Raw genomic sequence first — 26,605 nt, 5'->3', positions numbered from 1 at the left:
GAATGGAGTTACATATTTCAGCAAACTCGAAAGAACTTAACCAGTCCCTGGCCGATTGGATCAGGGACTATATCCTTGAAGTTTTGGTAAAGCAGGACCGCTTTACTTTCGTACTTTCAGGCGGCAGCACGCCCAAGCAACTTTATGCTCTGTTGGCAAACTTACCATATAGCCAGGATATCCCCTGGAAGAAGGTACATTTTTTCTGGGGTGATGAACGTTTTGTTCCGTTTGCAGATGACCGTAACAACGCAAAGATGGCTTATGATGAGCTGCTTAATCAAATAGATGTACTTCCTGAACATATCCATGTGATGAAGACGGATGTTGATCCTCAGGATTCCGTAGCTTCGTATGAGAAAACTCTAAAAACCTATTTCGGAGAAACAGGTAATACCTTCGACCTGGTTTTGTTAGGTATGGGTGACGACGGACATACTTTGTCTCTATTTCCGGGCACTGAGGTGGTGCATGAAAGTAAAGCCTGGGTGCATGCCTTTTTTCTACCTGCCCAGGATATGTACCGAATTACGCTGACTGCCCCTGTTGTTAACCGCGCGTCTGCCGTTGTGTTTGCTGCGGCAGGCCAGGGCAAAGCGGATACGCTGAAAAATGTTCTGGAGGGGGAAAGAAATATTGACGTCTTTCCGTCACAGATCATTGATCCTATCAATGGGAGCCTGCACTGGTTTGTGGATCAGGCGGCCGCAGAAAAACTTCGGAAGAACTGATATTTCGTTTAGGATTGTTGGGAGGCGTCGGACATTTTGGCTCTTGTAAGCCGGGTGTCAGGCGCCTCGAATAGTAATAATTAATCCATCTCGCAGTCCTTGCCCAGCCAGAATTTGCAGATGGACATCAGCACCTGTTTCAGTCCTTCATAATTGGAAGGTTTGATAATATAACAATCTGCTCCCAACTGGTAAGACGAATAAATGTCTTCGGGCGCGTTGGAAGTACTGAAAATAATGATAGGAATACACTTCCACCGGTTATCCTTTCTAAGCAGTTTCAGGGTTTCACGCCCGTCGCGTTTAGGCATGTTCAGATCCAGCAGCAGCAACGCTGGGAGTGGCTCGTCTTTGATCGAGAAAAGATAGTTTAACAGATTTTCTCCATCCTCAAAGAAAACAAAAGGGTTCTTGATACGGTTATCTTCAAGGGCTGCTTTTACCAAAAAACGGTCGTCTGCATCGTCATCCGCCATTATAATATGCCGACCATTCATAAAGTCATTCAGCAACTGCACTTTGATAGAATTAGGAGTTAAGTTCGGACGCACAGGACCCGGGGGGGCAAATATATAGAAAAAAATTCTCCTCTTTCTGTTCTTCTGTCCCCGGAAAGGGACAGCGATTACCGGTTCAAATGCTGTGATGCAGTTGTGTTGTGAGCGGCAAAGACTGTTTTCCCGTTCTCATATCAGCAAGGGTTTTTGGTGAAAAGCGGGTGCATCGATAGCAATGGCAAAGGTTTTGTTACTATATGCAAAGGATTTTCCATCCAGTGCTAAGCAGCAAATGAAGGAACCCCTGGAGGTACTTTTGTCAAGACGCCGACGAACGTCCGATTGGTACGGATCGTAAAACTGAAATTTCTTTAAGCTGCTTTTGTAAGACTATGTAACATTTATCTGTTTGATAATATGAAGGTTACAAAATGTAGGATTCAGATAGAGGCTTTCCGGACAAGACGGAAGTAGCAAAAGTAAACAAAACGAAAAGTTCGTTGCCGGGCAGTTGCGGGGAGGAGGATATAATCTACATACCGAATTATAATACTCAGAATGTGGAAATAACTACTCAAAAACTAGTTTTAAATATCAGGTTGAAAAAGATACAACAAACTGTAGTAAATTTAAAGATGGAAACCATGCAGAGATGCTGGGAGAGGTAGTTACAGGCACGGCTGGGTACTTGAAATTACAACCTTAGGTTTTCAATAGTAATCAGAAATTTAAATTTTCCTTTTATTGCTTTATGCAAAGACAAACGCAGACGCAAAGACAAACGCTTAAATACTCTCCGCTGCAGATTCAAATGCTCAATCTACTGCATTTGACTACTATGGAATTGGAGCAAAGAATCAAGGAGGAACTGGAAGAAAATCCGATCCTTGAAGAGGGGAAGGAAGAAAATACTACGGAAGAGGCAGCAGACGACTTTGACGATGATCTGAATAAAAGTGAGGATGATTCCCCGTCGGTCCAGGATTATTACGACTGGGACGAGTTCAGAGATGACGATATCCCGGATTATAAAACTTATGCCAATAATCAGTCGCCTGATAATGAGTTATATACTCGCCCGATGGTGGAGACAGTATCCTTTCGGGACGATCTTAAGCAACAGGTTCATTTCCTGAGATTAAATGAGCGACAGCAATTAATTGCTGATTTTATCCTGGACTCACTGGATGAAGATGGGTTCTTGAGAAGGCAAAGTGATGTGATTGCGGACGATATTTCTTTTGCCAACAGCATGTTTATTGATACCGAGGAGGTTGATGCCATGCTGCGGATCATACAGCAGCTGGAACCTGCCGGAATTGCGGCGGCCGATTTGAGAGAATGTTTGCTCATTCAGCTGAACAGAATGGAGAATCAGGATGAAATATGGAAATCGGCTTACCGGATTGTGGCTCATGCTTTTGAAGAGCTGGGTTCTCGAAATTATGATAAAATCATGAGAGTACTGGGCCTGGATGAAGAAACGCTTAAGAAGGCCATTCAGATCATCACAACCCTGAACCCCAAACCTGCTTCGGGGCTTCGGAATGATTCTTTGGTAAACGAAAGCATCAAGCCCGATTTTATGCTTTGGTATGCTGACGATGGCGATATTGAGGTACAACTGACATGGGGAAACAGCCCGGCACTGAAGCTCAACAAAGTATTTACACAGATGGTGGAACAGAAGAACGATAAGGCCACTAACCAGTTCATTAAGAGCAAAATGAATTCGGCAAAATGGTTTATTGATGCCATCAAACAGCGTGAAAATACCATGATCAGCACCTTACGGGCAATCGTCAAATTACAGTATGACTATTTTCAAAGCGGTGATATTAAAAAACTCCGGCCGATGATTCTGAAAGATGTGGCCGAGATTATTAACATGGATATATCCACGGTATCCAGGGTGACTACCAACAAGTACGTTCAGACGCCTTTCGGAATCGTGCTCCTCAAAGACCTTTTCACGGAGGGGGTCACCAACGAAGACGGTACAGAGGTTTCTAACCGTGAAATACAGGAGGCGATCCGCGAAATTGTGGAAGCGGAAGACAAAAGGCATCCTTATAATGATCAACAAATTACCGATATGCTTGCTGAAAAGGGATACTCCGTGGCCAGAAGAACTGTGGCCAAGTATCGGGAACAATTAAATATTCCAACAGCAAGGCTCAGAGTTACTATTTAATTTAAGCGCTAAGTCCAGATAAACCTTACATGAAAAAAATTGTCGTTGTAGATGATGAAGCGGATATTTGTTTCTTGCTGAAGAGATTCTTATCCAAAAACGATTTTATTGTTGAAACTGCCCAAAATGGTAAAGACGGACTGGCCTTAATTGAGGAAATGTCTCCTGACTTGGTCATGACCGATTTCCGGCTGGGCGATATCACTGGTACTGACTTACTGACCGCCATCAAATCCAAAAGACCCCAGGTTCCGGTATTGATCATAACCGGATACTCAGACATTAAAATAGCGGTGAATGTAATGAAGCTTGGCGCTTACGATTACATCACAAAACCCCTATTCCCGGATGAGATTCTGGTTACGGTTAAAAAAGCTATTGCGGATGCGGAATCCAGAAAGGATGAGGATATTGAATTTGTACAGGCTGAAACTGCTGGAGCAACAGAAACGGTGGGGAAGGTACCACGCAAAATGTCCTCCCGTGCGAAGCCAGGGTATATCATGGGGCAGAGCGAGGTATCTGATAACCTTTTCAGGCAGGTAGACCTGGTGGCACCCACCAATTTCAGCGTGATCATCTATGGTGAAAGTGGCTCTGGAAAAGAAGCCATAGCACACGAAATTCATAACCGTTCCCGCAGAAAGGATATGCCGTTTGTGGCGATGGACTGCGGAGCGATCTCTAAGGAACTGGCCGGAAGTGAACTTTTTGGTCATGAAAAAGGGTCTTTCACAGGAGCGCTGCAAACCAAAATCGGGCACTTTGAGCTTGCAAACGGAGGAACGCTTTTTCTGGATGAGGTATCCAACCTTTCCTATGAGATCCAGGTGGCATTGCTGAGGGTTGTACAGGAAAGAAAAATGAGGCGTATCGGCGGATCCAAAGAAATAGATCTGGACGTTAGGATTATTGTAGCAAGCAATGAGCGTCTGCTGGATTCAGCCCGTAACGGCAAATTCAGGGAGGATCTTTATTACAGATTCAATGAATTTACGATTGAGGTACCCGCGCTGAGAAACCGCAAGGATGACCTCATGCTTTTTGCCCAGGGATTTCTGGAATCCACCAACGTGGAGCTTAATAAAAACGTAAAAGGGTTTTCTAAAGAAGTGATTGATGATTTCATGAATTATTCTTGGCCCGGCAACCTGCGCGAACTGCGTAATGTAATCAAACGGTCCACGCTCCTTTCGGATGGTGATCTGATTCAGGAAAAAGCCCTGCCTTTTGAAATTGTCAATTACCGGAAGCTGAAAGACCTGGACGACGAGCCTGTGCAGGCCCCTTCGTATACTGCCGCTCCTGAGCCCTCAGATACCGAGGATGTTAAACCAAGCCTGAAAACCGTTGCCAATGAAGCCGAGTATGACATGATTATGCAGGTATTGCGGGACGTAAACTTTAACAAAAGCAAAGCGGCAAGATTACTGAATATCGACCGTAAAACATTATATAATAAAATGAAGCAGTTTGATATGTAACTGAAAGCTTCATGTCAAACCGAGCGGCAGACTTTTTGAGAGCCATAAAGAATTTTCCACATCATGAATACCAGATTAATTAATGTATTACTTGTTGACGATGATGAGGATGATTATTTTCTTACCCAGGAATATTTTCATGAATTGACCAACTGGAAGTTCAATATTACCTGGTGTTCAACTTATAAGGATGCACGTTACCATATTAACCACTTCCAGTATGACCTTTATCTGTTCGATTTCCTGCTGGGAGAAAATACAGGGATTGATCTGATACAGGAGGCTTGCGAAGGAGGTTGTGAAGAGCCCATTATCCTGCTGACCGGCCGTGGCGATACCAAAATTGCTGTGGAAGCGCTGCGGCTAGGTGCGGCCGATTACCTGGTCAAAAGCGAACTGAATTCCGAAAAGCTGGAAAGAAGTATCCGTTATGCACTGGAACGCATGTCGGTATTAAAGGCATTACGGCACAGTGAACGACGGTACAGGCGGATTTTTGAAGAGTCTAACGATTTCCTGTTTATCAGTGATTTGTCCGGTAGTATCATTGACTGTAACACTTCGGCATGTAACCTCACCGGCTTTTCCAAAGACGAACTTACCTCTAAAAATATCCTCGAACTGATAGAGGACCCGCAGTTTATCAATTTGTGGAAGGGCGTGCACGAAAGGCACATCCACGATTATGAAGTTACTCTTTTGGTAAACGATTATTCGGATAAGAAATATTGTCTCTTCTCTGCATCGGTTGAATTTAATGATGCACAGCCGTATGTACAGGGCCGTATTCATGACATGACCGCCAGAAAGCAAACGGAACGAGAAAAGCTGTTTTCTGAAAAAATGGCGGTGACGGGCCGTTTGGTCCGGATGCTGGCGCATGAGGTTAGGAATCCGCTCACGAATGTGAACCTCTCTGCAGAACAGCTGGAAATGGAGCTGGAGGACGAGGATCAGAAATTTTATACGCAGATCATCAAACGCAACTGTAACCGGATCAATGACCTCATCACCCAGCTTTTACAGCCTTCGAGTTCGACGGACATTGAACTTGTGAACAGTTCGATACATCGGGTTCTGGATGATGCCGTTGCCACGGCCTATGACCGTGTGGCGCTCAAACGAATCAATATAGTGAATACTTATGCCGAAGGGGATCTGCAGATTCCCCTGGATGCGGTGTCATTGCAAATGGCTTTTCTGAATCTGATCACCAATGCCATTGAAGCCATGGAGGAAGATAAGGGAATTCTTAAAATTGTCACGAGGAGTGTAGGAGATAGTGTGCAGGTGACTTTTGCGGACAACGGATCGGGAATCAGTCCGGAAAATATGGAAAAAATCTTCGAACCTTATTTTACCGGCAAAAACAACGGCATGGGTATTGGCCTGGCGACTACACTCAATATCATCCATGCGCATCACGGACGTATAGACGTACAGTCCAGCCTGGGAGAGGGTACCACTTTTACGATAAGCTTCACAACGCCGGATAATCAATCCAACTGACTTTCTGCCTGCTATGCTGCAACGATTTTTTCAGTAAATGCGTAATGCTCATTAATTCATATTCGTGTATGCAATGAGATTTACCATTATTTTTCTCCTTCTATCAGCTTGGTCTGTTGCCCGGGCTCAGGATAATGCCGATTACTACCGCAGAACCCTGCCACAGGAATTTAGCCGAAAAAAGTACGGCGTTGAATCATTATTAAAGAAAACTGCCGGTGATGTAAAAATCCGGAACCGTTGGTATATCGGCGTGGATGGCTTTCTGAGGAACGACAGGAATACCATTACCAATACACTCGATGATCTGATAGGAACGCATTCTCCAACGGTGGCCTCCTACGCCGCTTCTGTAGGCTGGGTTATTCGTGAACAATGGGCACTTGAAGCTGAATATGCACGGTCAGCCATTCATAATGATTTGTTGATCAAAGGGGATAATCCACTGGCTTACAGGTTGGAAAATGACAAGAACGTTATCAGTTTCAGAGGAAAAAGAAGATTGCTGTTTGGAAAGCCCTATCTGCGCAGGTCGGCATTCTGGATTGGAGGCGGCGCTGCTTTGGTACCTAATTCGGGTACGCAAAAGAGCTACATGGAGTTTGTTGGGTATAAGGAAAAGGGCCGCAGGCAGGGGATAGATACCCTTTACCTGACGAGTGATACTTACACCGCCAGAAAAACCACTTTTTTGCTGGAAGCCACAGCCGAATATGTGATCAAAGTAGCCAGGGTAGCAGACCTCAGTTTTTTTGCAAGAAAGCAATGGGGGTATGGAAATTCACTTCAAACGGAACTGGTGTACTCCGTAAACAGCGTGGAAACGGACCGGTCTGTAATCAGGGGAAATGGTACGGGCTGGAGCCTGGGTATTTCACTTCGTTATGTTTTTCAGCTGGGGTATGACTTTAAGGATTTAAACAGCTTCTGAGCCCGGAGATATGGTCCAAAAAATCCCGCCTTGTTCAGGTAACAAAACGGGATTTTTTTTGAAATAATCAAATCAGCCGTTTTTTACGGTAGAAGAAGCCGTAGATGATCGGGAAGATGAGGAGCGTTAATACAGTCGCAGTAATAAGTCCTCCGATCACCACGATGGCAAGGGGTTTTTGTGTTTCAGAACCAATTCCGGTAGAGGTTGCTGCGGGTAACAGCCCTATGGCAGCCATCAGTGCCGTCATGATCACAGGCCTGATCCTTGACTTTACACCTTCGCGTATGGCTTCGTCCAGGGGCATATGTGCCGCCAGGTTTTTGTTAAATACCGAAATAAGTATCACCCCGTTCTGAACGCATAAGCCAAACAATGCAATAAACCCTACACCTGCGGATATACCGAAGTTCATGTGTGTGGCATGCAGGGCCAGGATACCCCCAATTAATGCAAAGGGTACGTTGATCAGCACAAGGCCGGCATCCTTGGCGTTGCTGAACATAATGAAAAGCAGAATGAAAATCCCGATGAGGCTGATGGGTACTACCTGCCCAAGCCTGGCCGTGGCACGTACCTGATTTTCAAATTCGCCCGACCAGCTCACTGAATAACCTTTGGGCAGGGATTTTAACAATGGCTTCACTCTGCTTTGTGCATCGGCAATGGTACTGCCAAGGTCTCTTTCGCGCACGGAAAACTTCACACCAATGAACCTTTTATTGTTGTCACGGTATATAAAGGCCGGCCCGGTTACGGTTTGGATGGTGGATACTTCTTTCAGCGGAATTTTATCGCCCGTAAGCGTCGGTACCATCAGTTGCTGGATGTCACTGATATCGCGGCGATATTGCTGTTCGTAACGAAGGCGGATATCAAACTTGCGTTCACCTTCGTAAAGTATAGAGGCCGTTTTTCCACCGATTGCCATTTCTATTACCGCCTGAACATCCGCAATGCTAACCCCGTATTGTGCAAGTTTATGATCGTGCAGGATGACCCGAATCTCGGGCTGGCCAATATTGCGGAGGATACCTACGTCTTTAATGCCGGGTACGCCCTGGATCGCTTCCAGTACCTGATTGGCCTTTTGGTTTAGTGTTTCCAGGTCATCACCAAAGATTTTTACCGCGTTGCTGGCATTCATCCCGGCCACGGCTTCGGCCACATTGTCGATGATCGGCTGGGAATAGTTATAATTGATCCCCTGAAACTGTTTCAGTTTCTTGTCCATTTCCTCGATCAGCTGGTCCTGGCTGATCTTCCTTTTCCATTCATCTTTAGGTTTAAGGTTAACCTGCATCTGCACATAATAAAAGCCCGAAGGATCGGTGCCGTCGTTGGAGCGGCCGGTTTGAGATAGTACCCCGTTCACTTCCGGAAACTCGTTGATTTTAGCTCTCAGTACCTTCACCATTTTAATCGTTTCGGTTAAAGAACTGCTCATAGGCATTTTCGCTTCCACCCAGAGGGCGCCTTCATTCAGGGTGGGCAGAAATTCTGTTCCAAGGAGTTTGGCTGAAAATAACGAGATCACCAGGAAAGCAGAGGCAAGGATAACGCTCAGTTTTTTTCGGGCATAACACCATTCAAACCCTTTTGAAACCGTATTGTCAAAGAAACGGACGATCGGATTACTTTTCTCTCTAACATTTTTATTGAGCAGGAAGGAGCATAGTACCGGTACGAGCGTCAGCGTATAGAACAAGGCACCAAGCAAGGCGAAACCCAGGGTATAGGCCAACGGCGTAAACATTTTGCCTTCCACTTTCTGAAAACTGAAAATGGGTATCAAAGCCGTAATGATAATCAGCTTGGAAAAGAAGATGGCCTTTCCCAGCTCTCCACCTGTCTTTTTTATCAGCCCGAGCTTGGAAAGCCTGTTAAAACGGTCCATTCCGTTTTTATGGGCGAGGTGATCCAGTGCCACAAAAATCCCTTCCACCATCACCACGGCTCCGTCAATAATGATCCCGAAGTCAATGGCCCCCATGGACAGGAGGTTGGCCGACATGCCCTTTAGTTTCAGACACATGAACGCAAATAGCAGCGCAAGAGGAATGATGATGGACACGATCACCGTGGTACGCCAGTCGGCCATGAAAACGAATACGATCACGGTTACCAGCACAATCCCTTCGACCAGATTGTGTTTTACAGTATGGGCGCAAAATTCGATCAGATTGTCCCGGTCGTAAAAAGTAACCATTTTAACATCGGGGGGGAGTATTTTTGTATTCAGTTCGGTTATCTTGTCCTTGATCCGCGCCAGTACCTCACTGGGGTTTTCACCCTTGCGCTGCACAACGATCCCTTCCACCACATCGTCGTTGCCATCCAGCCCTACCTGCCCCACACGCGGCATATCCGATTCTTTTACGGAAGCCACGTCCCGCACGAGCACCGGGTTGTCTTTTACGTATTCAACAATAATGTTTTCAATATCCGGAATGGAATTAAGCAGCCCGATACCCCGTACAACATACGCCTGCCCGTTTTTTTCAATTACATCCCCGCCCACGTTCACGTTGCTTTTGGTAACGGCCTGATATACCTCCAGCGGCGTAATGTTATATTTTACGAGTTTGGTAGGGTTCACCTGTACTTCATATATTTTTTCCCGGCCGCCAAACGCCACCACATCCGCAACGCCGGGTATGCTCCGGAGCTGCCTGTCGATCACCCAGTTGTGAAGCGTAAGCAATTCGCGGCTGTCGCGGTCATTGCTTTTCAGGGTGAACCTGAAAATTTCTCCTGTGGGGCCGTAAGGCGGCTGCACGTCGGGCTCCACGCCTTCGGGCAACGATATGTTTCGCAGCTGGTTATTAACCTGCTGGCGGGCGAAAAAGTCTTCAACGTTATCATCAAAAATAATCTTAATGATGCTCAGCCCGAACATGGTGGTGCTGCGTACGTTGGATTTTTGCTGTACAGAATTCATTGCCACCTCAATCGGGACCGTAACGAAACGCTCTATTTCCTCAGCGCTGCGGCCATCCCACTGTGTTACAATGATGATTTGTGTATTGGTGACATCCGGAAAAGCTTCAAGCGGAGTATTCTGATAACTTACCACACCGGCCACAATCAGTAGGCCGGTGATAAAGAATATGAAGAAGCGGTTTTTGAGAGAAAAACCAACGATTCCTCTGATGAATTTATTCATTGGATAATAATTTTGAACCGGATGCCGGTAGTAAAAAAGAATGTAACGAATCACGAAGAGGAGTGAAGGGGCCATATTCGGGCCGCTCATCCATAATTCGTCAGGGTTTAATCATTCAGTGCATCGTAAACAAGCAGCTGGTTTTTTGAAATAACAGTCTCACCATCTTTCAAACCACTTCGGATATACGAGCGGTTAGATAGCGAACGGTAAACTTCCACCGGCCGGGTTTCGATTTTGGAGCGGCTGTGGAACACCATTACCCAGTTTTTACTACGGTCAAAAATGATGGCCTGGGAAGGTATGGCCTGCATCTGCTCGCTTTCTTCAAAATTGAGCGTTACCGTGGCATGCATCTCGGGTTTAAGTCTGAAGCCAACGTTCTGCAACTGTATCCTGATTTTCATCGCCCGGGTTTCGGGATCCAGTACGTTATAGATTTTGTCAACCTTACCAGTAAAAATCTCGTCCGGGAAGCTGATCGTCTGCACCTGCGCGGCCATCCCCAGTTTTACTTTGGGGATATCACTCTCGTTTACGTTGGCCATTACCCACACGTCGGCTATCTGTCCCACTGTGAACAAGCTTTCCGAATTGTCTGAGCGGAGCTGCATCCCCCGGTTAACATTTTTATCAATCACAAAACCATTGATAGGAGAGCGTACCGTGTATTTTGTTGAATTACCCAGACCGTATATCGTGAAAATCTCCTTTACCCGGTCCAGCTCGGCCTGGGCTTTGTCCACCATTTTACGTGCGGTGATCACGTCGCGTTCGGGAACCAGTTTGCTCTCAAAAAGGTCCTCGGTAGACGTCAGGTTTTTTTGTGCAATGAGCAGATCCGATTGTGCCTGAATCATTTCCCTTTCAAAATCGGCCACTTCTCCTGATCTTATCGTGGCCAGTTTCTGGCCTTTCCTCACATTATCTCCCAGCTCCACATCCACATCTTCCACATTTCCACCTACCAGGGGATAGATCTTGATCACCTGGTTTTCGTCAGGTACCACTTTTCCCACCAGTGTAAGTTCATTTCTCACGGCTTCGGTTCTTACGGTATCCAGTGTGATACGGTTCATCATCGTATCCGAAAGCATAAATGCCTTGGCTTCATCTTCGTCCACCTCTTTTTTCTTATCGCAGGAAACGAGCCAGATACTGACTACCGTGAGCAAAACGATTTGAACTGGGATATTTTTCATTTTGAATAATGTTAAAGGATTAACGGTAACCGGTGTAATGCGTTTGAATGAATCGTTCTTATTAGTTAAATAGCTCTTCTCCAACCAGATAGTTAAGTTCTTCATAGACTTTGATCCGGTCGGCTTGCAGCCGGTTATATTCCCGTATGCTGTCGTTATAGGTTTCTATGAAGTCGATAAATTCGAGGAGCGTGATATTACGTTTCTGGAAATTGTCGTATATCCCTTTGTTCAATTGCTCAAACTGTCCTGTGAAGCGGCTTTCTACGACCTTAAAGGCATTTTCAGCGATTTGCACTTTCTGAACCGCAGCATCCACTTCGTTCAGAACTGCTTTTTGCTTAGCCGTTTCCGAAGTTTTGTAATAGCTGATCTGGCTTTTGGCTGCTTTGATATTTCCCTGATTTTTATTAAAAAATGGCAGATCCATTGATGCCGAGACTCCGACATAATTGTTGACATAGTTACTAGCTTGGTCATAAATTGCACCCAGCCGCAGATCAGGGACGGCCAATGCTTTCTGCAACTGGTGATTGAGTTCGGCCTGCCGGGTGGCGGAGGCAGCTATTTTAAGATCAGCACGGCTGGCAAGCGCCTTCTCTTCCAGAGAGGCGAGGGTATTATTATTGAGCTGGTAACGCCGGAGGTCGTTCTGGTTCACCTGCGGGATAATGATACTCCCGACCTGCAAAAGATTTTTGATATCCCGCTGATTATCTGCTATCTCAAAGAGAATATCCGCACGGTTGTTGGTGAGCTGAAAAAGAAGTGCTTTCAGTCTGACTACCTCTTTGAGGGAAATATTGTTACGGTTGTATTCGTTTTCAAAAGCGTTGACGGTAATATTCAGTGTCGCGATCTGACTGTCAAGCAAGTTGATCGTCTGGTTCAGGAAGTAAGATTCAAAGAATATCTGTCGCAATTCAAACTTCAGGTTTCTGATCAGGTCATAAAATTCATACTCACTCATTCGGCTGGATTCCGCCGCGAGCGCTATTCTTTTGTTTCTCTTTCCGGCGGTAGAAATCATTTGCTGCAGAGAAACGGCTTTTTGTCCCTTATTTCCCACATCCAGAAAACCACGGGATGGATTGTATGCGCTTAGCTCGAGGCTCAGCTCAGGATTTTCCCAGAGTTTGGCTTGTATTTCAGAAGCTTTGGTGGCTTCTATCTGATACTTTTCGGCCAGCAGTAACAGGTTGTTCTGAAGAAAAAGGCTATCCGCTTTTTGAATGGAAAGCCTTAGCGTGTCCTGTGCCTGCACGCAGGAAGCAATGAAAACCAGAAATCCGACTGTGTAAATTCGCATAATTCTTTTGTTAGAATGATGCGATATTCGGCAGCCGGTATTACAGCGGCCTTAAAATGAGCTTAGAAAAAAATTAGAATAAAAAAATGTGCGAATGCAGCTTTGTACGGGCATTTTGGCTTGGTATTTTTTTACCGATATACTAGCAGAAAGGAGATATCGTCAAACGTGATCAAATTCCAGACGGAACTCGCTTCCCTTGTTCAGCTCGCTGGTAACAGTCATTTTGCCATGATGCAGCTCAACAATACGTTCGCAGATGGATAGGCCTATGCCATATCCCGGCATGTTGCTTGAGTGTGAAGCACGGAAAAACGGATTGAATATCTGTGTAAGATCAGCCTCGCTGATGCCAATTCCGCGGTCAATCACCTTAATGACGCAATGTCTGCTGTCCGAACTCATCAGGATTTTTGCTGATTTATCCCCGGAGTACTTGCAGGCGTTGTCCATCAGATTGGAAAATACCCTGATCAGCAATTCCTCATTGCCTTCAATAAGGGTATCATTTTCGCTTTCGGGAATGGTTTCGTAGTCAATGTCGATCCTGTATTCGGGGTGAGAGGAAATCAGCTCTTCTTTGGCGGCGAATACCACATCTTCAATGCGTACCTGTGCAAATTTCATCCTGCCGAAATTCTCATAGGAGCGTGCAAGGAAGAGCAGATTGTTGGTAATGCTGATCAGCTTCTCGGTGTCCGAGAACAGGTTGGAGAATACCTCTTCCAGGTCAGGGTCTGATTTTGTGAATCGCTGGCCCAACTGGATTTCCGATTTTAAAGCCGCAAGTGGCGTCCGCAACTCATGGGAGGCGTGGGAAACAAAGCTTTTCTGCTGTTCAAAGGCCTGGTTGAGCCTGGTTAACACCGTGTTAAAATTGATGGCCAACTGTGCAATTTCGTCTTTGCGGTTACCTTCGTCTAATTGCTGGGAAAGGTTTTGGGCTGTAATGCGTGACACCTGCTGATTGATATGGCTGATAGGGCGCAGTGAATTGCCCGCAAAATAGATACCCAGGACAATGGTAACCCCTATGCCAACCCCCAGCCCCCAGGCCAGCGTACGCACCAGGTTGTTCTGTTTGCTTCTGCCGAATTTGTCATAAGCGGATGCCAGCACTACCAGCGGTTCATCCCCTTCGGTATAGAGCAGGCCTATCACCTCGCTGTCGCCCTGTACAAGCTCTATGTCTTTTTTTTCTCTTATTTCATTCAGTAATTCTGCGTGATAACTGATGAGTTTGTCGTCGACGCTGGAGTAGAGCAGTTCATTCTCTGAGTTAAAGACGAGAACCTTTTCATCCAGCATTTCGGTCAGCGTATTCTGGTCAATGACCTTAAGCAGGTTTTTGTCGATGCCGTTCACTTTCACCAGCAGCCTGCAGGTGGTGCGTGCCTTGCTTTTGAGCCGGTCGAAAAACTCTTCCTGCCTGAAGCGGGCCGAAATCGTGTAAACCGCAACTGAAAACAATAACAAAACGGTAGCCACCAGTACGGTGAACTGCATGGCGATACGATCTTTTATTTTCATCGGCTGGCCTTATAATTACAATCAATGGGCATGCGTCCTTTCTTTTATTCTTCCTTGAAAATATACCCCATTCCCGGGCGGGTGTGGATCAGTTTTACGGGAAAATCCTTGTCCACCTTTTTACGAAGGTAATTGATATAAACCTCCACTACATTGGTGCCGGGGTCGAAATTCAAATGCCAGACGTGTTCTGCGAGATCCATTTTAGAAACAACCCTGCCCCGGTGAGTCATGAAATATTCAAGCAGGGCAAACTCTTTGGCTGTGAGCTCAATAGACCTACCTCCCCGGCTCACCTGTTTGGTAGCCAGGTCTAGTTCCAAGTCGGCTATGCGGAGTATCTGGCTGGCCGTTTCGGGGTTCATTAGCTCGGATACCCGTAGCGCGGCATTGATGCGTGCCAGTAACTCTCTGAAATCGAAAGGTTTAACGATGTAGTCATTAGCTCCTCTTTCCAGACCTTCTACTTTATCTTCTATCTCACCATAGGCTGTAAGCATAATGATGGGGATAGAGGGCTTATAAATCCTGATCTGCTGGCACACCTCATATCCCCGCATGCCAGGCAGATTGACGTCAAGCAGTACCAGATCAAATTTTTTGTCCAAAGCCAGTTGTTTTCCTGTAATACCGTCATAAGCGACCTCGGCCTCGAAGTTTTCTGAAATAAGGCCCCTCATAATATTCTGGGCAATCCGGCGGTCGTCTTCTACAATAAGTATTTTTTTCATGAGTATTACAGCGAATGGTTTGATTTGCCTGTTTTGTCAGCAATTGCTCTTTCGAAATCTCCGGGCCGTTAGCATGTTCTTTGCCGGGAAAAGGGCATGAGCTGGCTAATTTTCTTCCGGTGCCTGAAAAACGAATCCCTTATCCAAAGAATGGATAACGGCATTGTTACTATGTTTAAAATAACAGATTTCAATCCCCATCTCCTGCATTTCGGCCAGTATGAGCAGTGTGCTGGCCTTCGGGCGCCTTCTGGTTTGCCTGATATACACCGCTCTTACACTGGAAGCAAAGGAACGGCAAATTTCCAGATAGATATCCGGGTCTTTCTGGGAATCATCACCCAGCAGGATGAACTGGAGTTCAGGATAAAACCCGATAATGTTATGAATTTTGCGGAGTTTGTGGTCATGAGACCCGCTTCCGGTCATCATGAAGTCGTCGATTCCGGACTTGATTTTCTTTAGTTTAAGAACAGCTTTGGGTAAACCGTTCAGCTCCGCGAAGCGGACGATCATGTCGTACAGATTCCATTCACTGCTTGATACATAAAAAAAGATATTGCTGTCTTTATGCGGGTGTGTCTGGCTGGCAAAGGATAACAGCTGGTAGTGTTTCACCACGTCTTCAAAAGGCTTACGTGCCTGTACGTTTTTAGACAACAGTACAAACAGTTTTTTGAAAGATTTGCGGCTGTGAGAAATCAGAAAGGTATCATCAATATCGGAGATGATACCGTAAGAGCTTCGGTAGGGAAGAAAGAATTCCTCCTCTTTGGTAACTGTGACAGGCTGGCCCCTGATTTCGGCCTCCACCGTGACCGAATACTGATGCCAGCCGCTTTCCAGGGGTATATCAAAGGGAACCTGAAAACGGAAATAACCGTCGTATTCCGTAACCGTTTGGAATGAAAGGGAGCCTACATGAAGGATTACCTTTACATTTGGTATGGTTTTTAATGAGAACAGCTGGATAATGGTGCGGGCATACCTAAAACCTCGGCGGGTATACTTATGGTCGCCATCAGGATATTTCTCAACCACATGACCAAACACAACCAATTCCTTTTTATTGGCATAACCCCGGTAAAGTTTTAAATCGCAACGTTTCATACACTATCTTTAAACCTCGGCCTTTAAATCCCTAATTTATACAATATGTTTTCAGAACGAAAGGTTTTGTTAGTTGTGAACCCCATATCAGGAGGTACCGATAAGGACGAAATTTTTGAACAAGCGATTGAAGCTGCTAAAAATGAGGAGTTTGATTTGAGGATTTACCAGACAACAGGAGATAGGGACGCTGATCAGATTTGTGAATTGGTGGATCATGTCAAACCGGAAAGAGTAATAGTTGCCGGTGGAGACGGCACCATTTCCATGGTTGCCCAGGCCATTCATGGGAGGGGGCCGGTTTTGGGAATTCTTCCGGTAGGGTCTGCCAACGGGCTGGCGGTGGATTTCGGACTGCCAACCTCCATCCCAGATGCGCTTAAAGCCGCCTTAGGAGAGAATTTTGTGGAAATAGATGCGGTTTCTATCAATGGGGAAATCAGTCTGCACCTGAGTGATGTAGGATTAAATGCGCTTCTTGTGAAAAATTACGAGCAAGGTGAAAGTCGAGGCAAAATTGGCTATGCCAGGGAAATGCTGAAAACTTTAGGGGAACATCATAATTTTGAAGTACGCATTACAACTCCTCAGGAGGTGATTGAAACGGATGTGATGATCGTTATTATTGCGAATGCGAGGAAGTATGGTACGGGTGTAAGTATCAATCCGGTGGGCAATATTTCTGATGGTTTTTTTGAGCTCGTCATTGCCAGGAAACTCGATTTTATTGAAACTGCCAAAGTTCTTACGGGCAATACGGATTTCAATCCGGAAATTATGCAAATCATTTCCGTCAAAAAGGCACTGATCGAATGCCTTGACAGAGATATGCATTTTCAGATCGACGGCGAATACATTGGAGAAATCAAAAGCCTGGAGGCGGAGATCGTAGAGAAATATATCAAAATAGCCGTTCCCTGATTTATTATCCGAATCGAGGCGTATTTTATCTGTCAAATCCAGTATTAAAAGTATTGACCGGCCTTTTTCAAAAGATAAAACAATACCATGTCTGGATTTATGAAGACGCTCTATTCCTCACTTTTTGTAGCAATACTCTCAGTTACCGTTGTAACAGCCCAGAAGTCGGAACTCTGCCAGGGTGCTTATTTTACCGAAGAGCAGGGTAAAATGTTTCTGGCAAATAATACTTATCATACCAAGGCGGAGTGGACCAGCAGGGCGGAGCAGATCAGAGCACAGCTCCGCGAGGGCATGGGGTTACAGGTATTGCCTCCCAAGCCGAAATCCAAACCAACCATTTATGGCAAAATGGTGATGGACGGATATACCATTGAAAAGGTTTTTTTTGAAAGCATGCCTGGCTTTTATGTTACCGGCAATCTTTACCGGCCGACCAAACAGCAAAAATCCTACGCAGGGATACTTTGTCCGCACGGGCACGGAGACAATCCTCAGGGACGTTTCAGGGAACAGACCCAGAAACGTTGCGGTACACTCGCGCGGATGGGGGCCGTGGTTTTTGTGTGGGATATGGTTGGCCAGGGCGACTCCCGGCAGTGTGAACATTCTATGGCAAAAGGATTGAAGCTCCAGACAATCAATTCCATCCGGGCGCTTGATTTTTTGGAATCTTTGCCCGGTGTGGATCCTAAACGCATCGCTGTTACAGGTGAGTCGGGAGGAGGTACCCAGACATTCATTCTGGCGGCTTTGGATAACCGCGTTAAAGTTGCTGTTCCCTGTGTAATGGTTTCTGCTCATTTCTTCGGCGGCTGTGTCTGCGAGAGCGGGCTTCCCATTCATAAAAAAGGTGATTACCAGACTAACAATGTGCAGATTGCGTCATTAACGGCACCTCGCCCCATGCTGCTGATATCTGACGGAGCCGACTGGACCAAGCATACGCCTGATCTGGAATATCCCTACATACGCGGTATCTATAGCCTTTATGGCAAAGCCGGAAATGTTGAAAATGTACATTTGCCAGATGAAAAGCATGATTATGGGCCGAGCAAAAGAAAGGCGATGTACCCATTCCTGGCCAAATACATTGGGTTGGACCTGAAGGCTGTAACGGATGATAAGGGTAATATAGATGAAAGCCAGGTAAAGGTACTGGATCAGAAGGAGCTGGAAGTTTTTGATAAGGCTCATCCCAGGCCAGCCAATGCAGTAATGGGTAACGAGGCGGTTATGAGCCTTTTGTAATCCGGCAAATTATTTTTCAGCTTTTAAGTATCAGATGATCGTCCTTATTGTTTTCCTTGCCATTGCGTTTATAATTCTGAGTTCAACTGTATTTAAACTACATCCGCTGACGGGCCTGCTGCTGGCCGCGTTGGGTGTAGGCATTGCGGCAGGGTTACCGGTTGACAAACTCGCCGAAACAATCGGCAAAGGTTTTGGTGAACTGATGGCGAAAATAGGGCTGATGGTGATCCTGGGATGTGTAATAGGGGCCATTCTTGATAAATCCGGTGCGGCTGTCAAGGTAGCTGATGTGATCTTAAAACTGTTCGGAGCCAAACGGCCTACTTTTGCAATGGCTGTTATAGGTGCAATAGTCGGGATTCCGGTTTTTTGTGATTCGGGATTTATCATCCTTCACAAACTTAACAGAATCGTGGCCAAACGGACGGGCAGGTCTCTTGGGACGATCGCTTTGGCGCTTTCCGGAGGTCTTTTTGCAACTCATACGTTGGTGCCTCCCACACCCGGGCCGGTTTCTGCTGCGGGGAATTTGGGTATTTCAGATTCGATGGGGATCGTTATCATACTGGGCCTTATAGTATCCCTCCCGAATCTGTTTCTTTCTGCCTGGTTTGCCGGTAAGTATGGTAGCAAAATTACGATTCAGGAAAATGGTGATAATGAACATGTTGATGCTGTATCCCTGCAATTGCCTCCGGCCTGGAAGGCATTTATGCCTATACTGCTACCTATCGTTCTGATAACGCTGGCCTCAGCCGGGAACATACTCCATTTTCCGGCAAAGCTGGCGGAATGGCTCACTTTCTTTGGAAGTCCTCTCATATCGTTCCTGCTGGCCATATTTTTCAGCTATTCCCTGTTTCCGGAAAAGCCTGCCGAAAAAATGATAGCCTGTTTTAAAAATGGGATCGAACATTGTGGTACCACGCTGGTACTGGTGGGTGCGGGAGGTGCTTTCGGAGCGGTACTGAAGGAAACGGAATTAAAACATCTGGTAAGTAACTGGCTGATCAACAATGAAATGTCCGGAGGTTATTTGCTGGTAATCGCATTTCTGATCGCTGCTTTTTTTAAAACTGCACAAGGGTCAACTACCTCTGCCATGGTGCTTACGACGAGTATTCTGGCTCCGTTGCTGGTATCTATGGGGTTTGTTTCCGCTATCCATACGGGTCTTCTGGTAATGGCAGTGGGAAGTGGCGCCATGATGGTTTCACACACCAATGATGCATGGTATTGGGTAGTTTCGCAATTTACCGGAATTTCACCTACCGATACTTATAAAAGCCATACCGTCCTTACCGGCCTGCAGGGACTGGTAAGTTTTGCGGCTACCATGCTGCTGTATGCCCTGCTGGCCTAAGGCGTTTTGATGATTTTTTGAACCTGCATCTGATCTCCGGTTTTGAGTTTGACGAGGTAAAGGCCTGCATTGAGCCGAGAAATATCCAATCTTGCCGAATTAAAACCATTTTTTATCGATAGCTCAGCTTCCTTTACCTGCTGACCGCTGGTATTCCATATTTCCATTTTGCCGGTACCTTCCTTGGCAGCCAGGAAAGTCAGACGGACCATGTCCGTAGCAGGAGAGGGGGAGACCGTAAGCTGGTCAAGTTCCTGGATATGGATTGCAACCACCCGGCTGAACTCGAACCTGCCGTCTTTATCTATTTGTTTGAGCCTGTAATAATTGATGCCGGACAGCGGATTTTTATCGGTGAAAGTGTACCTGCCAAGTGCGTCGTCCCTTAAAGGTACCGAACCGAGCGTTACCGGAAGTTTATTTTTGTCGGCATAAACGCGTTGAACTTCAAAGCCTTGTCCGTTTTTTTGGGAGTAAACTTCCCAGCTCAACCGCACTTCATTTGCTGTTTTAACAGCTTTCAAGCCTGAGATATACAAGGGAAGGGCATCAGCGGGTTTTTCATCCAGCGCCGTTAAACGCCACTGCTGGCTAGCGCTTCCGAGCGTTTTGTCTTCCTGGGTAATCTGGTCATTGTCACCGGTTGCACCACGGTTATCGGCCGACATGCCCGTCATGCGGTTCACAAGTGCATATTTATTAATCTCCGTGTCAGTAAGGCGCCATTGCTGGTAAAGACTGCCCGGTGTGTCGTCATCCAGGTAAAGCTGAAGCTTACCGGTAGGCGCCGTAAGTATTTTCCCGGTTGACCGGTTTTTTATTTTGAAAAAGCCGTTGTTGAGGTTCGTGATGTCCCATTGATAGCTCTGATCGGAAGTATAATCCTTTTGAACAATCCGGGTTAGTCCTTCAAAAACCGACCCTGTAGCCAGCGCTTTCTGGTTGGTCTGATTTTCAAGTTTATAGTAGTATTTTGTATCTGGTCCGTTAATTTCTCTGTCAAGCCAGTCAATATGATTTTCAATGTAACTGGTCAGAAAGTCGGTCTCGGCACTGTAGCTTCCCCGTGCCCACAGCTCCAGATAAACGATGGTATTGAGAATGTCCCATTTTTGGAAATTAAGCTGCTGAGAATCATTTATCTGTTGTTTCAGGCTGGTTAATTTGGAAAGTAAATGAGCTTTGAGACCATCCGTTTGCAGCTGTTTCCATCGAGTACGGAGGGCAAGAAAGAATTGGTCATCTTCCAGATATTGCCGGATATAGGTCTTATTCTCATGGGCCACGTCAGACATCCTCCGGTAAGTACTGGAACCAATCCTTGTGTCATTGTTAAATGAAATGTCAAAATCCCATAACGGGCCATAATACAATTTGCCCTCGTTTGTTTTTTTGAACATATAGGTGCTCCAGAAAGCATCTGGATTGCCGGTGATCTCACTGGCCAGGTACCAGTTCACGAGCGAGGCCATATCTACCTTAGGGCGGTACCCATTTGTGGCGTCCTTAAAATCTTCGGAAAACAATTTGCCCTCATACTGGTCCATGTAACCTTTAATGTCATCTTTTTGCTGCTGAGTAATGTCCTCATCGTCAGGGTCTTTAATGACGAACCGTATTTGTTTTGAAGTGGTCTGAAACCAAGAGGTTTCCGTCGCATCGCTGGCAAAGCCGTCCTGTTCCAGAAAAAAGCCTTCCGACGTTTCCGAGCCATCGCCGCCAGATAAGTTAACCCGGTCCGGTGCTGTTTCAACCTGGTCGGTAAGTGTGTAGTTACCCAGGAATTCGTTGTTGAGATAAACATCTACAAGTCTATACGAATTTGAAAAAGGCATTCCTATGAATTTGCCCAACTCAAATGCTAATGCATTTCTAAGTAAAGTTTTGTCTGCAAAGTTAGCCAGCAACACCCAATCTTTGGCATTTGCATTCATGCCTAGCAGCTTCGTTTTGGTGTCGAGCTTGATGCGGTAAGGTTTTTTGTTGAAATTCCAGGTCGAATTCCCCCTGCCTTTGATTTGGATGGCACCGTTATAGATACCATCTGTTTCTCCCTGCGCAAGGACCGTCAGGGTTCCCGTACGGTAATCATCCTTGCTATCCACAGGCTGATTGTCGGTAGTGGTGATAACCAAGGTGGGAAGGTTGGTCTGTTGTGTTTGTGCCTGTGAGAGGTTAAGCAACAACAAACTGAAAGCGGCAAAAAGGATAGTGCCGGTACTGACGCCGTTATAACGTTGAGATTTCAAAGCCATACATTCCGTAGAAAATTCCTTGAAGAATGAACCGGGGGATTGAACTATTAAAAAATACTACAAGTTATTGTCATATAAGTTGTTCCCGGCGCAAAATTACTCTTGTTGGGTGGGCATAAAAAAAGGACGGTTATGCAGCCGTCCTTTTTTTATGCTTTGTATTTTTATACGCCAAGTTCTGCTAAAACTTCTGAAACCTTCGCAGCAGCTTCCTTAAATTCAATAGCAGACTGAACTTTCAAGCCTGATTCGTTGATAATCCGTGCTCCTTCCTCTGCATTTGTACCCTGCAAACGAACGATAATTGGTACGGGAATTTCACCAATTGCTTTGTATGCTTCCACAACACCGGCAGCCACACGGTCACAACGAACGATACCTCCAAAGATATTGATCAGGATCGCTTTAACATTAGGATCTTTCAGGATGATACGGAAACCAGCTTCAACAGTTCTTGCATTTGCACCACCCCCAACATCCAGGAAGTTAGCAGGTTCTCCACCTGATAACTTAATAAGGTCCATGGTTGCCATGGCCAGACCTGCACCATTTACCATACAACCCACGTTACCGTCAAGTTTTACATAGTTCAGGTTGTTGGCACCAGCTTCCACCTCCAGAGGATCTTCCTCATTGGTATCACGCATTTCTGCGAGTTCGGGGTGGCGGAAAAGCGCGTTGTCGTCCAGGTCCACCTTTGCATCAACAGCAAGAATTTTGTTATCCGATGTTTTCAGAACCGGATTTATTTCAAACATGGAAGAATCACTTTCAACGTAAGCTTTGTAAAGAGAGGTGATAAATTTCACCATTTCCTTAAAAGCATCTCCTTCCAGGCCCAGAGCAAAGGCTACCTTACGAGCCTGGAACGGCTGCAGACCAACACGCGGGTCGATCCACTCTTTCATTATTTTTTCGGGAGTATGTTCTGCAACCTCCTCAATATCCATACCACCTTCTGTACTTGCCATGATCACGTTCCGGTTCTGGGCGCGGTCCAGCAGGATCGACAAATAGTATTCTTTGGGTTCACTCGGGCCAGGGTAGTATACATCTTCTGCTATAAGAACCTTATTTACACGCTTACCATCCGGGCCGGTCTGATGCGTAACAAGCACTTTTCCAAGAATGTTGTTCGATATCGTGCGGACATCCTCTACTGATTTTGCAAGTGCTACACCGCGCTGTTCGGTGCCTACAATCTTGCCTTTTCCACGGCCACCGGCATGTATCTGTGATTTAACCACATACCACTTGGTACCAGTTTGCTGGCTTAGCTCACGCGCAACTTCTACAGCTTTGTCAGGAGTGTCTGCAACAAGCCCTTCCTGAATACGTACACCATATTTTTTGAGAACGCTTTTGCCTTGATATTCGTGAATATTCATGAGTATAAAAGTAAATTGGTATTTTCACGGCAAATTAAGGAATTAATCAAAACGGGGGTAGTTTTTTGCCCAATTATCTTTTCGATTCATGAAATTACTCCAGGCCAAAGGAATCAAACGTAATTATGGATCTCTGCAGGTTCTCAAAGGGATTGACCTGGAAGTAGGGAAGGGGGAGGTTGTAGCTATTGTTGGCCCTTCCGGAGCCGGAAAAAGCACTTTTCTGCAAATATTGGGTACACTTGACAAGCCCGACTCCGGGGAGGTATGGATTGAGGGAGTCAATGCACTGGGACTGAGGGATAAGGAACTGGCCAGATTCCGGAATGAAAAAATCGGTTTTATTTTCCAGTTTCATAATCTGCTGGCAGAGTTTACCGCTCTTGAAAATGTTTGTATGCCAGGATATATTCAGGGTGGGAAAAAAGAAAAAGATATTGTGTCAAGAGGCAAGGAGCTCCTGGACTTATTGGGGCTCAGAGAGCGGGCGAATCACCTGCCGTCGCAGCTTTCGGGCGGAGAACAGCAGCGGGTGGCCGTGGCCAGGGCCCTTCTAAACAGCCCTGCCATCATTCTTGCGGATGAGCCTAGTGGCAACCTGGACTCTCAGAATGCGCTGGACCTGCACAAACTCTTTTTTAAACTGAGGGATGATTTCGGGCACACATTCGTAATTGTTACTCACAATGAAGAACTTGCCGAAATGGCCGACAGGAGGCTGCTGATGCAGGATGGCAGCATGTCGGAATAGAAATTTTACGAAAAGTTATGTTTTTCTTTTATGACTGTGTGACTTGCTTTAAAAGCCTCCGTCATAATGCCGAAGTTTTTCATAACGTTGAGTAAAGTGAATAGCCGTCTGGATTTTCCGGACGGTTATTTTTTTGAGCTGTCCGTTTCGAAAATATATCCATTGTTAACGGAAAAAGCCGGTCAGCATAGCTACCGGCTTTTTCCGTATAATCAAAGCAGTGGTTGATATTACATCATTCCACCCATGCCGCCTCCGTGGCCATGGCCTGCAGGAGCTGCATTTTCTTCTGGTTCGTCAGCAATCACACATTCAGTTGTCAATAGAAGACCTGCGATTGAAGCAGCGTTTTCCAAAGCAAGGCGTGAAACTTTTTTAGGATCTATGATACCAGCTTCCAGCAAGTCGGTATAAACATTGTCTTTGGCATTGTATCCGTATGAACCTGTTCCTTCTTTTACTTTCTGAACAACTACGGATGGTTCCTGGCCTGAGTTGGAAACGATGGTTCTCAGAGGAGCTTCCAGCGCAACACGGATGATGTTGATACCGGTTGTTTCGTCTTCGTTGTTTCCGGTTAAGCCTTCCAGGGCAGTAGTTGCACGGATATAGGCAACACCACCACCTGCTACGATACCTTCTTCAACAGCAGCACGGGTGGCATGCAGGGCATCGTCAACACGGTCTTTTTTCTCTTTCATTTCAACCTCAGTAGCCGCACCAATGTAAAGGATCGCTACACCGCCCGACAGTTTTGCAAGACGTTCCTGAAGTTTTTCACGATCGTAATCCGAAGTTGTATTTTCGATCTGTGCTTTGATCTGGTTCACGCGGCCCTGGATATCCTCAGAATTTCCGGCACCGTTTACCAACGTTGTGTTGTCTTTGTCAATGATGGCTTTTTCGCAAGTTCCCAGGTAGTCCAGTGTTACGTTTTCCAGTTTGAAACCACGTTCTTCGCTGATCACCTGTCCGCCTGTGATGATGGCGATATCTTCGAGCATCGCTTTACGACGATCACCAAAACCAGGAGCTTTTACAGCAGCTACTTTCAAGGCACCACGGATTTTGTTTACTACCAATGTAGCAAGCGCCTCTCCGTCAACATCTTCTGACAGAATAAGCAAAGGACGGCCGGTTTGAGCAACCGCTTCCAATACCGGAAGAAGTTCTTTCATAGAAGAAACTTTCTTCTCAGAGATCAAAATGTAAGGGCGTTCCAGCTCAGCTTCCATTTTCTCTGTATTGGTCACAAAGTAGGGAGATAGGTATCCGCGGTCAAACTGCATACCTTCAACAGTTTTCACTTCTGTTTCAGTACCACGTGCTTCTTCCACAGTGATCACACCTTCTTTTCCTACTTTTTCCATCGCTTCGGCAATCATATTACCGATTTCCTCATCATGGTTAGCAGAAATAGTTGCAACCTGAGCGATTTCTTTTGAAGTAGAAATCACTTTTTTCTGTCCTTCAAGATTTTTTGTGATAACAGCAACTGCTTTTTCAATACCACGTTTCAGATCCATGGGGTTAGCACCAGCTGCTACGTTTTTCACACCGATTGAATAAATCGCCTGTGCCAGTACAGTTGCAGTTGTAGTACCGTCACCAGCAGAATCAGCAGTTTTTGAAGCCACTTCTTTCACCAACTGAGCGCCCATGTTTTCGATAGGATCTTTCAGGTCGATTTCCTTCGCAACTGTTACACCATCCTTTGTGATGCTTGGAGAACCGAATTTTTTATCGATTACAACGTTACGGCCACGAGGTCCTAAGGTTACTTTAACGGCGTCAGCCAGGGTATCTACACCACGCTTGATTTTGTCACGTGCTTCTGTGTCAAAAAATATTTTCTTAGACATATGAATAAGGAATTTGAATTAAACTTTAATGGAAAATCTTAATTTGTTCTGGATAAGATAATTAACCAACGATGGCGTAAATATCCGATTCGCGCATGATCAGCACGTCTTTGCCTTCATAGGCAAGTTCAGTACCTGAATATTTGCCATACAATACTGTGTCACCTACTTTAACGGTAAGAGGCTCATCTTTTTTACCTGGTCCAACTGCCAAGACAGTACCACGCTGCGGTTTTTCTTTTGCAGTATCAGGGATAATGATACCAAATGCAGTTTTTTCTTCTGCTGGGGCTGGTTCTACAAGAACACGGTCAGCCAGAGGTTGTACGCTCACTTGTATTTCTGCTAAAGTTGACATAAGATATTAAACGTTTTTATTTATTAATTGTCATTAATTTAAATTGACTGGCTTCACTC

Annotated in this window: 20 protein-coding genes; 9 read left to right on the top strand and 11 right to left on the bottom strand. The window is 45.7% G+C overall.

All coding sequences use genetic code 11. The features are described from left to right. Positions 1 to 2 precede the first annotated feature (2 nt). Complete coding sequence (pgl, locus tag KOE27_RS14535) at positions 3 to 731, top strand: 6-phosphogluconolactonase (RefSeq protein ID WP_215239584.1); 729 nt, start codon at positions 3 to 5, stop codon at positions 729 to 731. An 80-nt stretch (positions 732 to 811) separates the two neighbouring features. On the opposite strand, the gene KOE27_RS14530 is transcribed toward pgl, so the two are convergent. Next, positions 812 to 1,282, bottom strand: a complete 471-nt coding sequence (locus tag KOE27_RS14530) for a response regulator (protein WP_215239583.1) — start codon at positions 1,280 to 1,282, stop codon at positions 812 to 814. A 697-nt stretch (positions 1,283 to 1,979) separates the two neighbouring features. Between KOE27_RS14530 and rpoN the strand changes: the two genes are divergently transcribed. From rpoN to KOE27_RS14510, 4 genes are all read left to right on the top strand, one after another. Continuing rightward, the gene (gene rpoN / locus KOE27_RS14525; protein ID WP_215239582.1) at positions 1,980 to 3,422 is read left to right on the top strand and encodes an RNA polymerase factor sigma-54; all 1,443 of its coding nucleotides are present in this window, start codon (positions 1,980 to 1,982) and stop codon (positions 3,420 to 3,422) included. 29 nt (positions 3,423 to 3,451) lie between these two features. Further along, a complete protein-coding gene (locus KOE27_RS14520) occupies positions 3,452 to 4,906 on the top strand; it encodes a sigma-54-dependent transcriptional regulator (protein WP_215239581.1) in 1,455 nt (484 codons plus the stop codon). Positions 4,907 to 4,969: 63 nt separating this feature from the next. Beyond that, positions 4,970 to 6,415, top strand: coding sequence for a hybrid sensor histidine kinase/response regulator (locus KOE27_RS14515; protein WP_215239580.1), 1,446 nt, complete (start codon positions 4,970 to 4,972; stop codon positions 6,413 to 6,415). A 73-nt stretch (positions 6,416 to 6,488) separates the two neighbouring features. Beyond that, positions 6,489 to 7,346, top strand: coding sequence for a hypothetical protein (locus KOE27_RS14510; RefSeq protein WP_215239579.1), 858 nt, complete (start codon positions 6,489 to 6,491; stop codon positions 7,344 to 7,346). A 67-nt stretch (positions 7,347 to 7,413) separates the two neighbouring features. On the opposite strand, the gene KOE27_RS14505 is transcribed toward KOE27_RS14510, so the two are convergent. The 6 genes from KOE27_RS14505 to KOE27_RS14480 all read right to left on the bottom strand — a co-directional run bounded on the left by KOE27_RS14505 (position 7,414) and on the right by KOE27_RS14480 (position 16,394). Continuing rightward, the gene (locus tag KOE27_RS14505; RefSeq protein WP_215239578.1) at positions 7,414 to 10,512 is read right to left on the bottom strand and encodes an efflux RND transporter permease subunit; all 3,099 of its coding nucleotides are present in this window, start codon (positions 10,510 to 10,512) and stop codon (positions 7,414 to 7,416) included. Between the two features lie 107 nt (positions 10,513 to 10,619). Then, positions 10,620 to 11,714, bottom strand: a complete 1,095-nt coding sequence (locus tag KOE27_RS14500; protein WP_215239577.1) for an efflux RND transporter periplasmic adaptor subunit — start codon at positions 11,712 to 11,714, stop codon at positions 10,620 to 10,622. A 61-nt stretch (positions 11,715 to 11,775) separates the two neighbouring features. Beyond that, the gene (locus tag KOE27_RS14495; protein WP_215239576.1) at positions 11,776 to 13,023 is read right to left on the bottom strand and encodes a TolC family protein; all 1,248 of its coding nucleotides are present in this window, start codon (positions 13,021 to 13,023) and stop codon (positions 11,776 to 11,778) included. Between the two features lie 162 nt (positions 13,024 to 13,185). Continuing rightward, positions 13,186 to 14,553, bottom strand: a complete 1,368-nt coding sequence (locus KOE27_RS14490) for a HAMP domain-containing sensor histidine kinase (protein WP_215239575.1) — start codon at positions 14,551 to 14,553, stop codon at positions 13,186 to 13,188. 44 nt (positions 14,554 to 14,597) lie between these two features. After that, positions 14,598 to 15,284 carry a response regulator transcription factor gene (locus KOE27_RS14485; RefSeq protein ID WP_215239574.1) on the bottom strand — a complete coding sequence of 229 codons (687 nt, stop codon included), beginning with the start codon at positions 15,282 to 15,284 and terminating at the stop codon, positions 14,598 to 14,600. A 105-nt stretch (positions 15,285 to 15,389) separates the two neighbouring features. Then, positions 15,390 to 16,394, bottom strand: a complete 1,005-nt coding sequence (locus tag KOE27_RS14480) for an App1 family protein (RefSeq protein ID WP_215239573.1) — start codon at positions 16,392 to 16,394, stop codon at positions 15,390 to 15,392. A 45-nt stretch (positions 16,395 to 16,439) separates the two neighbouring features. Here KOE27_RS14480 and KOE27_RS14475 point away from each other — a divergent pair, with 45 nt between their 5' ends. From KOE27_RS14475 to KOE27_RS14465, 3 genes are all read left to right on the top strand, one after another. Further along, entirely contained in the window at positions 16,440 to 17,315 is an 876-nt protein-coding gene (locus KOE27_RS14475) for a diacylglycerol/lipid kinase family protein (RefSeq protein WP_215239572.1), read from the top strand. 99 nt (positions 17,316 to 17,414) lie between these two features. After that, the gene (locus KOE27_RS14470; RefSeq protein WP_215239571.1) at positions 17,415 to 18,566 is read left to right on the top strand and encodes an alpha/beta hydrolase family protein; all 1,152 of its coding nucleotides are present in this window, start codon (positions 17,415 to 17,417) and stop codon (positions 18,564 to 18,566) included. A 34-nt stretch (positions 18,567 to 18,600) separates the two neighbouring features. Next, a complete protein-coding gene (locus tag KOE27_RS14465; RefSeq protein WP_215239570.1) occupies positions 18,601 to 19,932 on the top strand; it encodes a GntP family permease in 1,332 nt (443 codons plus the stop codon). Here the strand turns inward: KOE27_RS14465 and KOE27_RS14460 are convergent. Next, positions 19,929 to 22,187: a CotH kinase family protein gene (locus KOE27_RS14460; protein ID WP_215239569.1), complete on the bottom strand. Its 2,259-nt coding sequence runs from the start codon at positions 22,185 to 22,187 to the stop codon at positions 19,929 to 19,931. The genes KOE27_RS14465 and KOE27_RS14460 overlap by 4 nt on opposite strands. 164 nt (positions 22,188 to 22,351) lie before the next feature. Beyond that, entirely contained in the window at positions 22,352 to 23,575 is a 1,224-nt protein-coding gene (sucC, locus tag KOE27_RS14455; RefSeq protein WP_215239568.1) for an ADP-forming succinate--CoA ligase subunit beta, read from the bottom strand. A gap of 88 nt (positions 23,576 to 23,663) precedes the next feature. Between sucC and KOE27_RS14450 the strand changes: the two genes are divergently transcribed. Beyond that, positions 23,664 to 24,326: an ABC transporter ATP-binding protein gene (locus KOE27_RS14450; protein WP_215239567.1), complete on the top strand. Its 663-nt coding sequence runs from the start codon at positions 23,664 to 23,666 to the stop codon at positions 24,324 to 24,326. Positions 24,327 to 24,556: 230 nt separating this feature from the next. Here KOE27_RS14450 and groL read toward each other — a convergent pair whose 3' ends face one another. Both groL and KOE27_RS14440 read right to left on the bottom strand, forming a co-directional pair. After that, positions 24,557 to 26,188 carry a chaperonin GroEL gene (groL, locus tag KOE27_RS14445; RefSeq protein WP_215239566.1) on the bottom strand — a complete coding sequence of 544 codons (1,632 nt, stop codon included), beginning with the start codon at positions 26,186 to 26,188 and terminating at the stop codon, positions 24,557 to 24,559. A 61-nt stretch (positions 26,189 to 26,249) separates the two neighbouring features. Beyond that, the gene (locus KOE27_RS14440; RefSeq protein ID WP_215239565.1) at positions 26,250 to 26,546 is read right to left on the bottom strand and encodes a co-chaperone GroES; all 297 of its coding nucleotides are present in this window, start codon (positions 26,544 to 26,546) and stop codon (positions 26,250 to 26,252) included. Between the last annotated feature and the right edge of the window lie 59 nt (positions 26,547 to 26,605).

The sequence above is a fragment of the Dyadobacter sp. CECT 9275 genome (assembly GCF_907164905.1).
Classification (GTDB): Bacteria; Bacteroidota; Bacteroidia; order Cytophagales; family Spirosomataceae; genus Dyadobacter; species Dyadobacter helix.
Note: the sequence above shows the minus strand (reverse complement) of the source record. Positions and strands in the feature narration are given on the sequence as shown.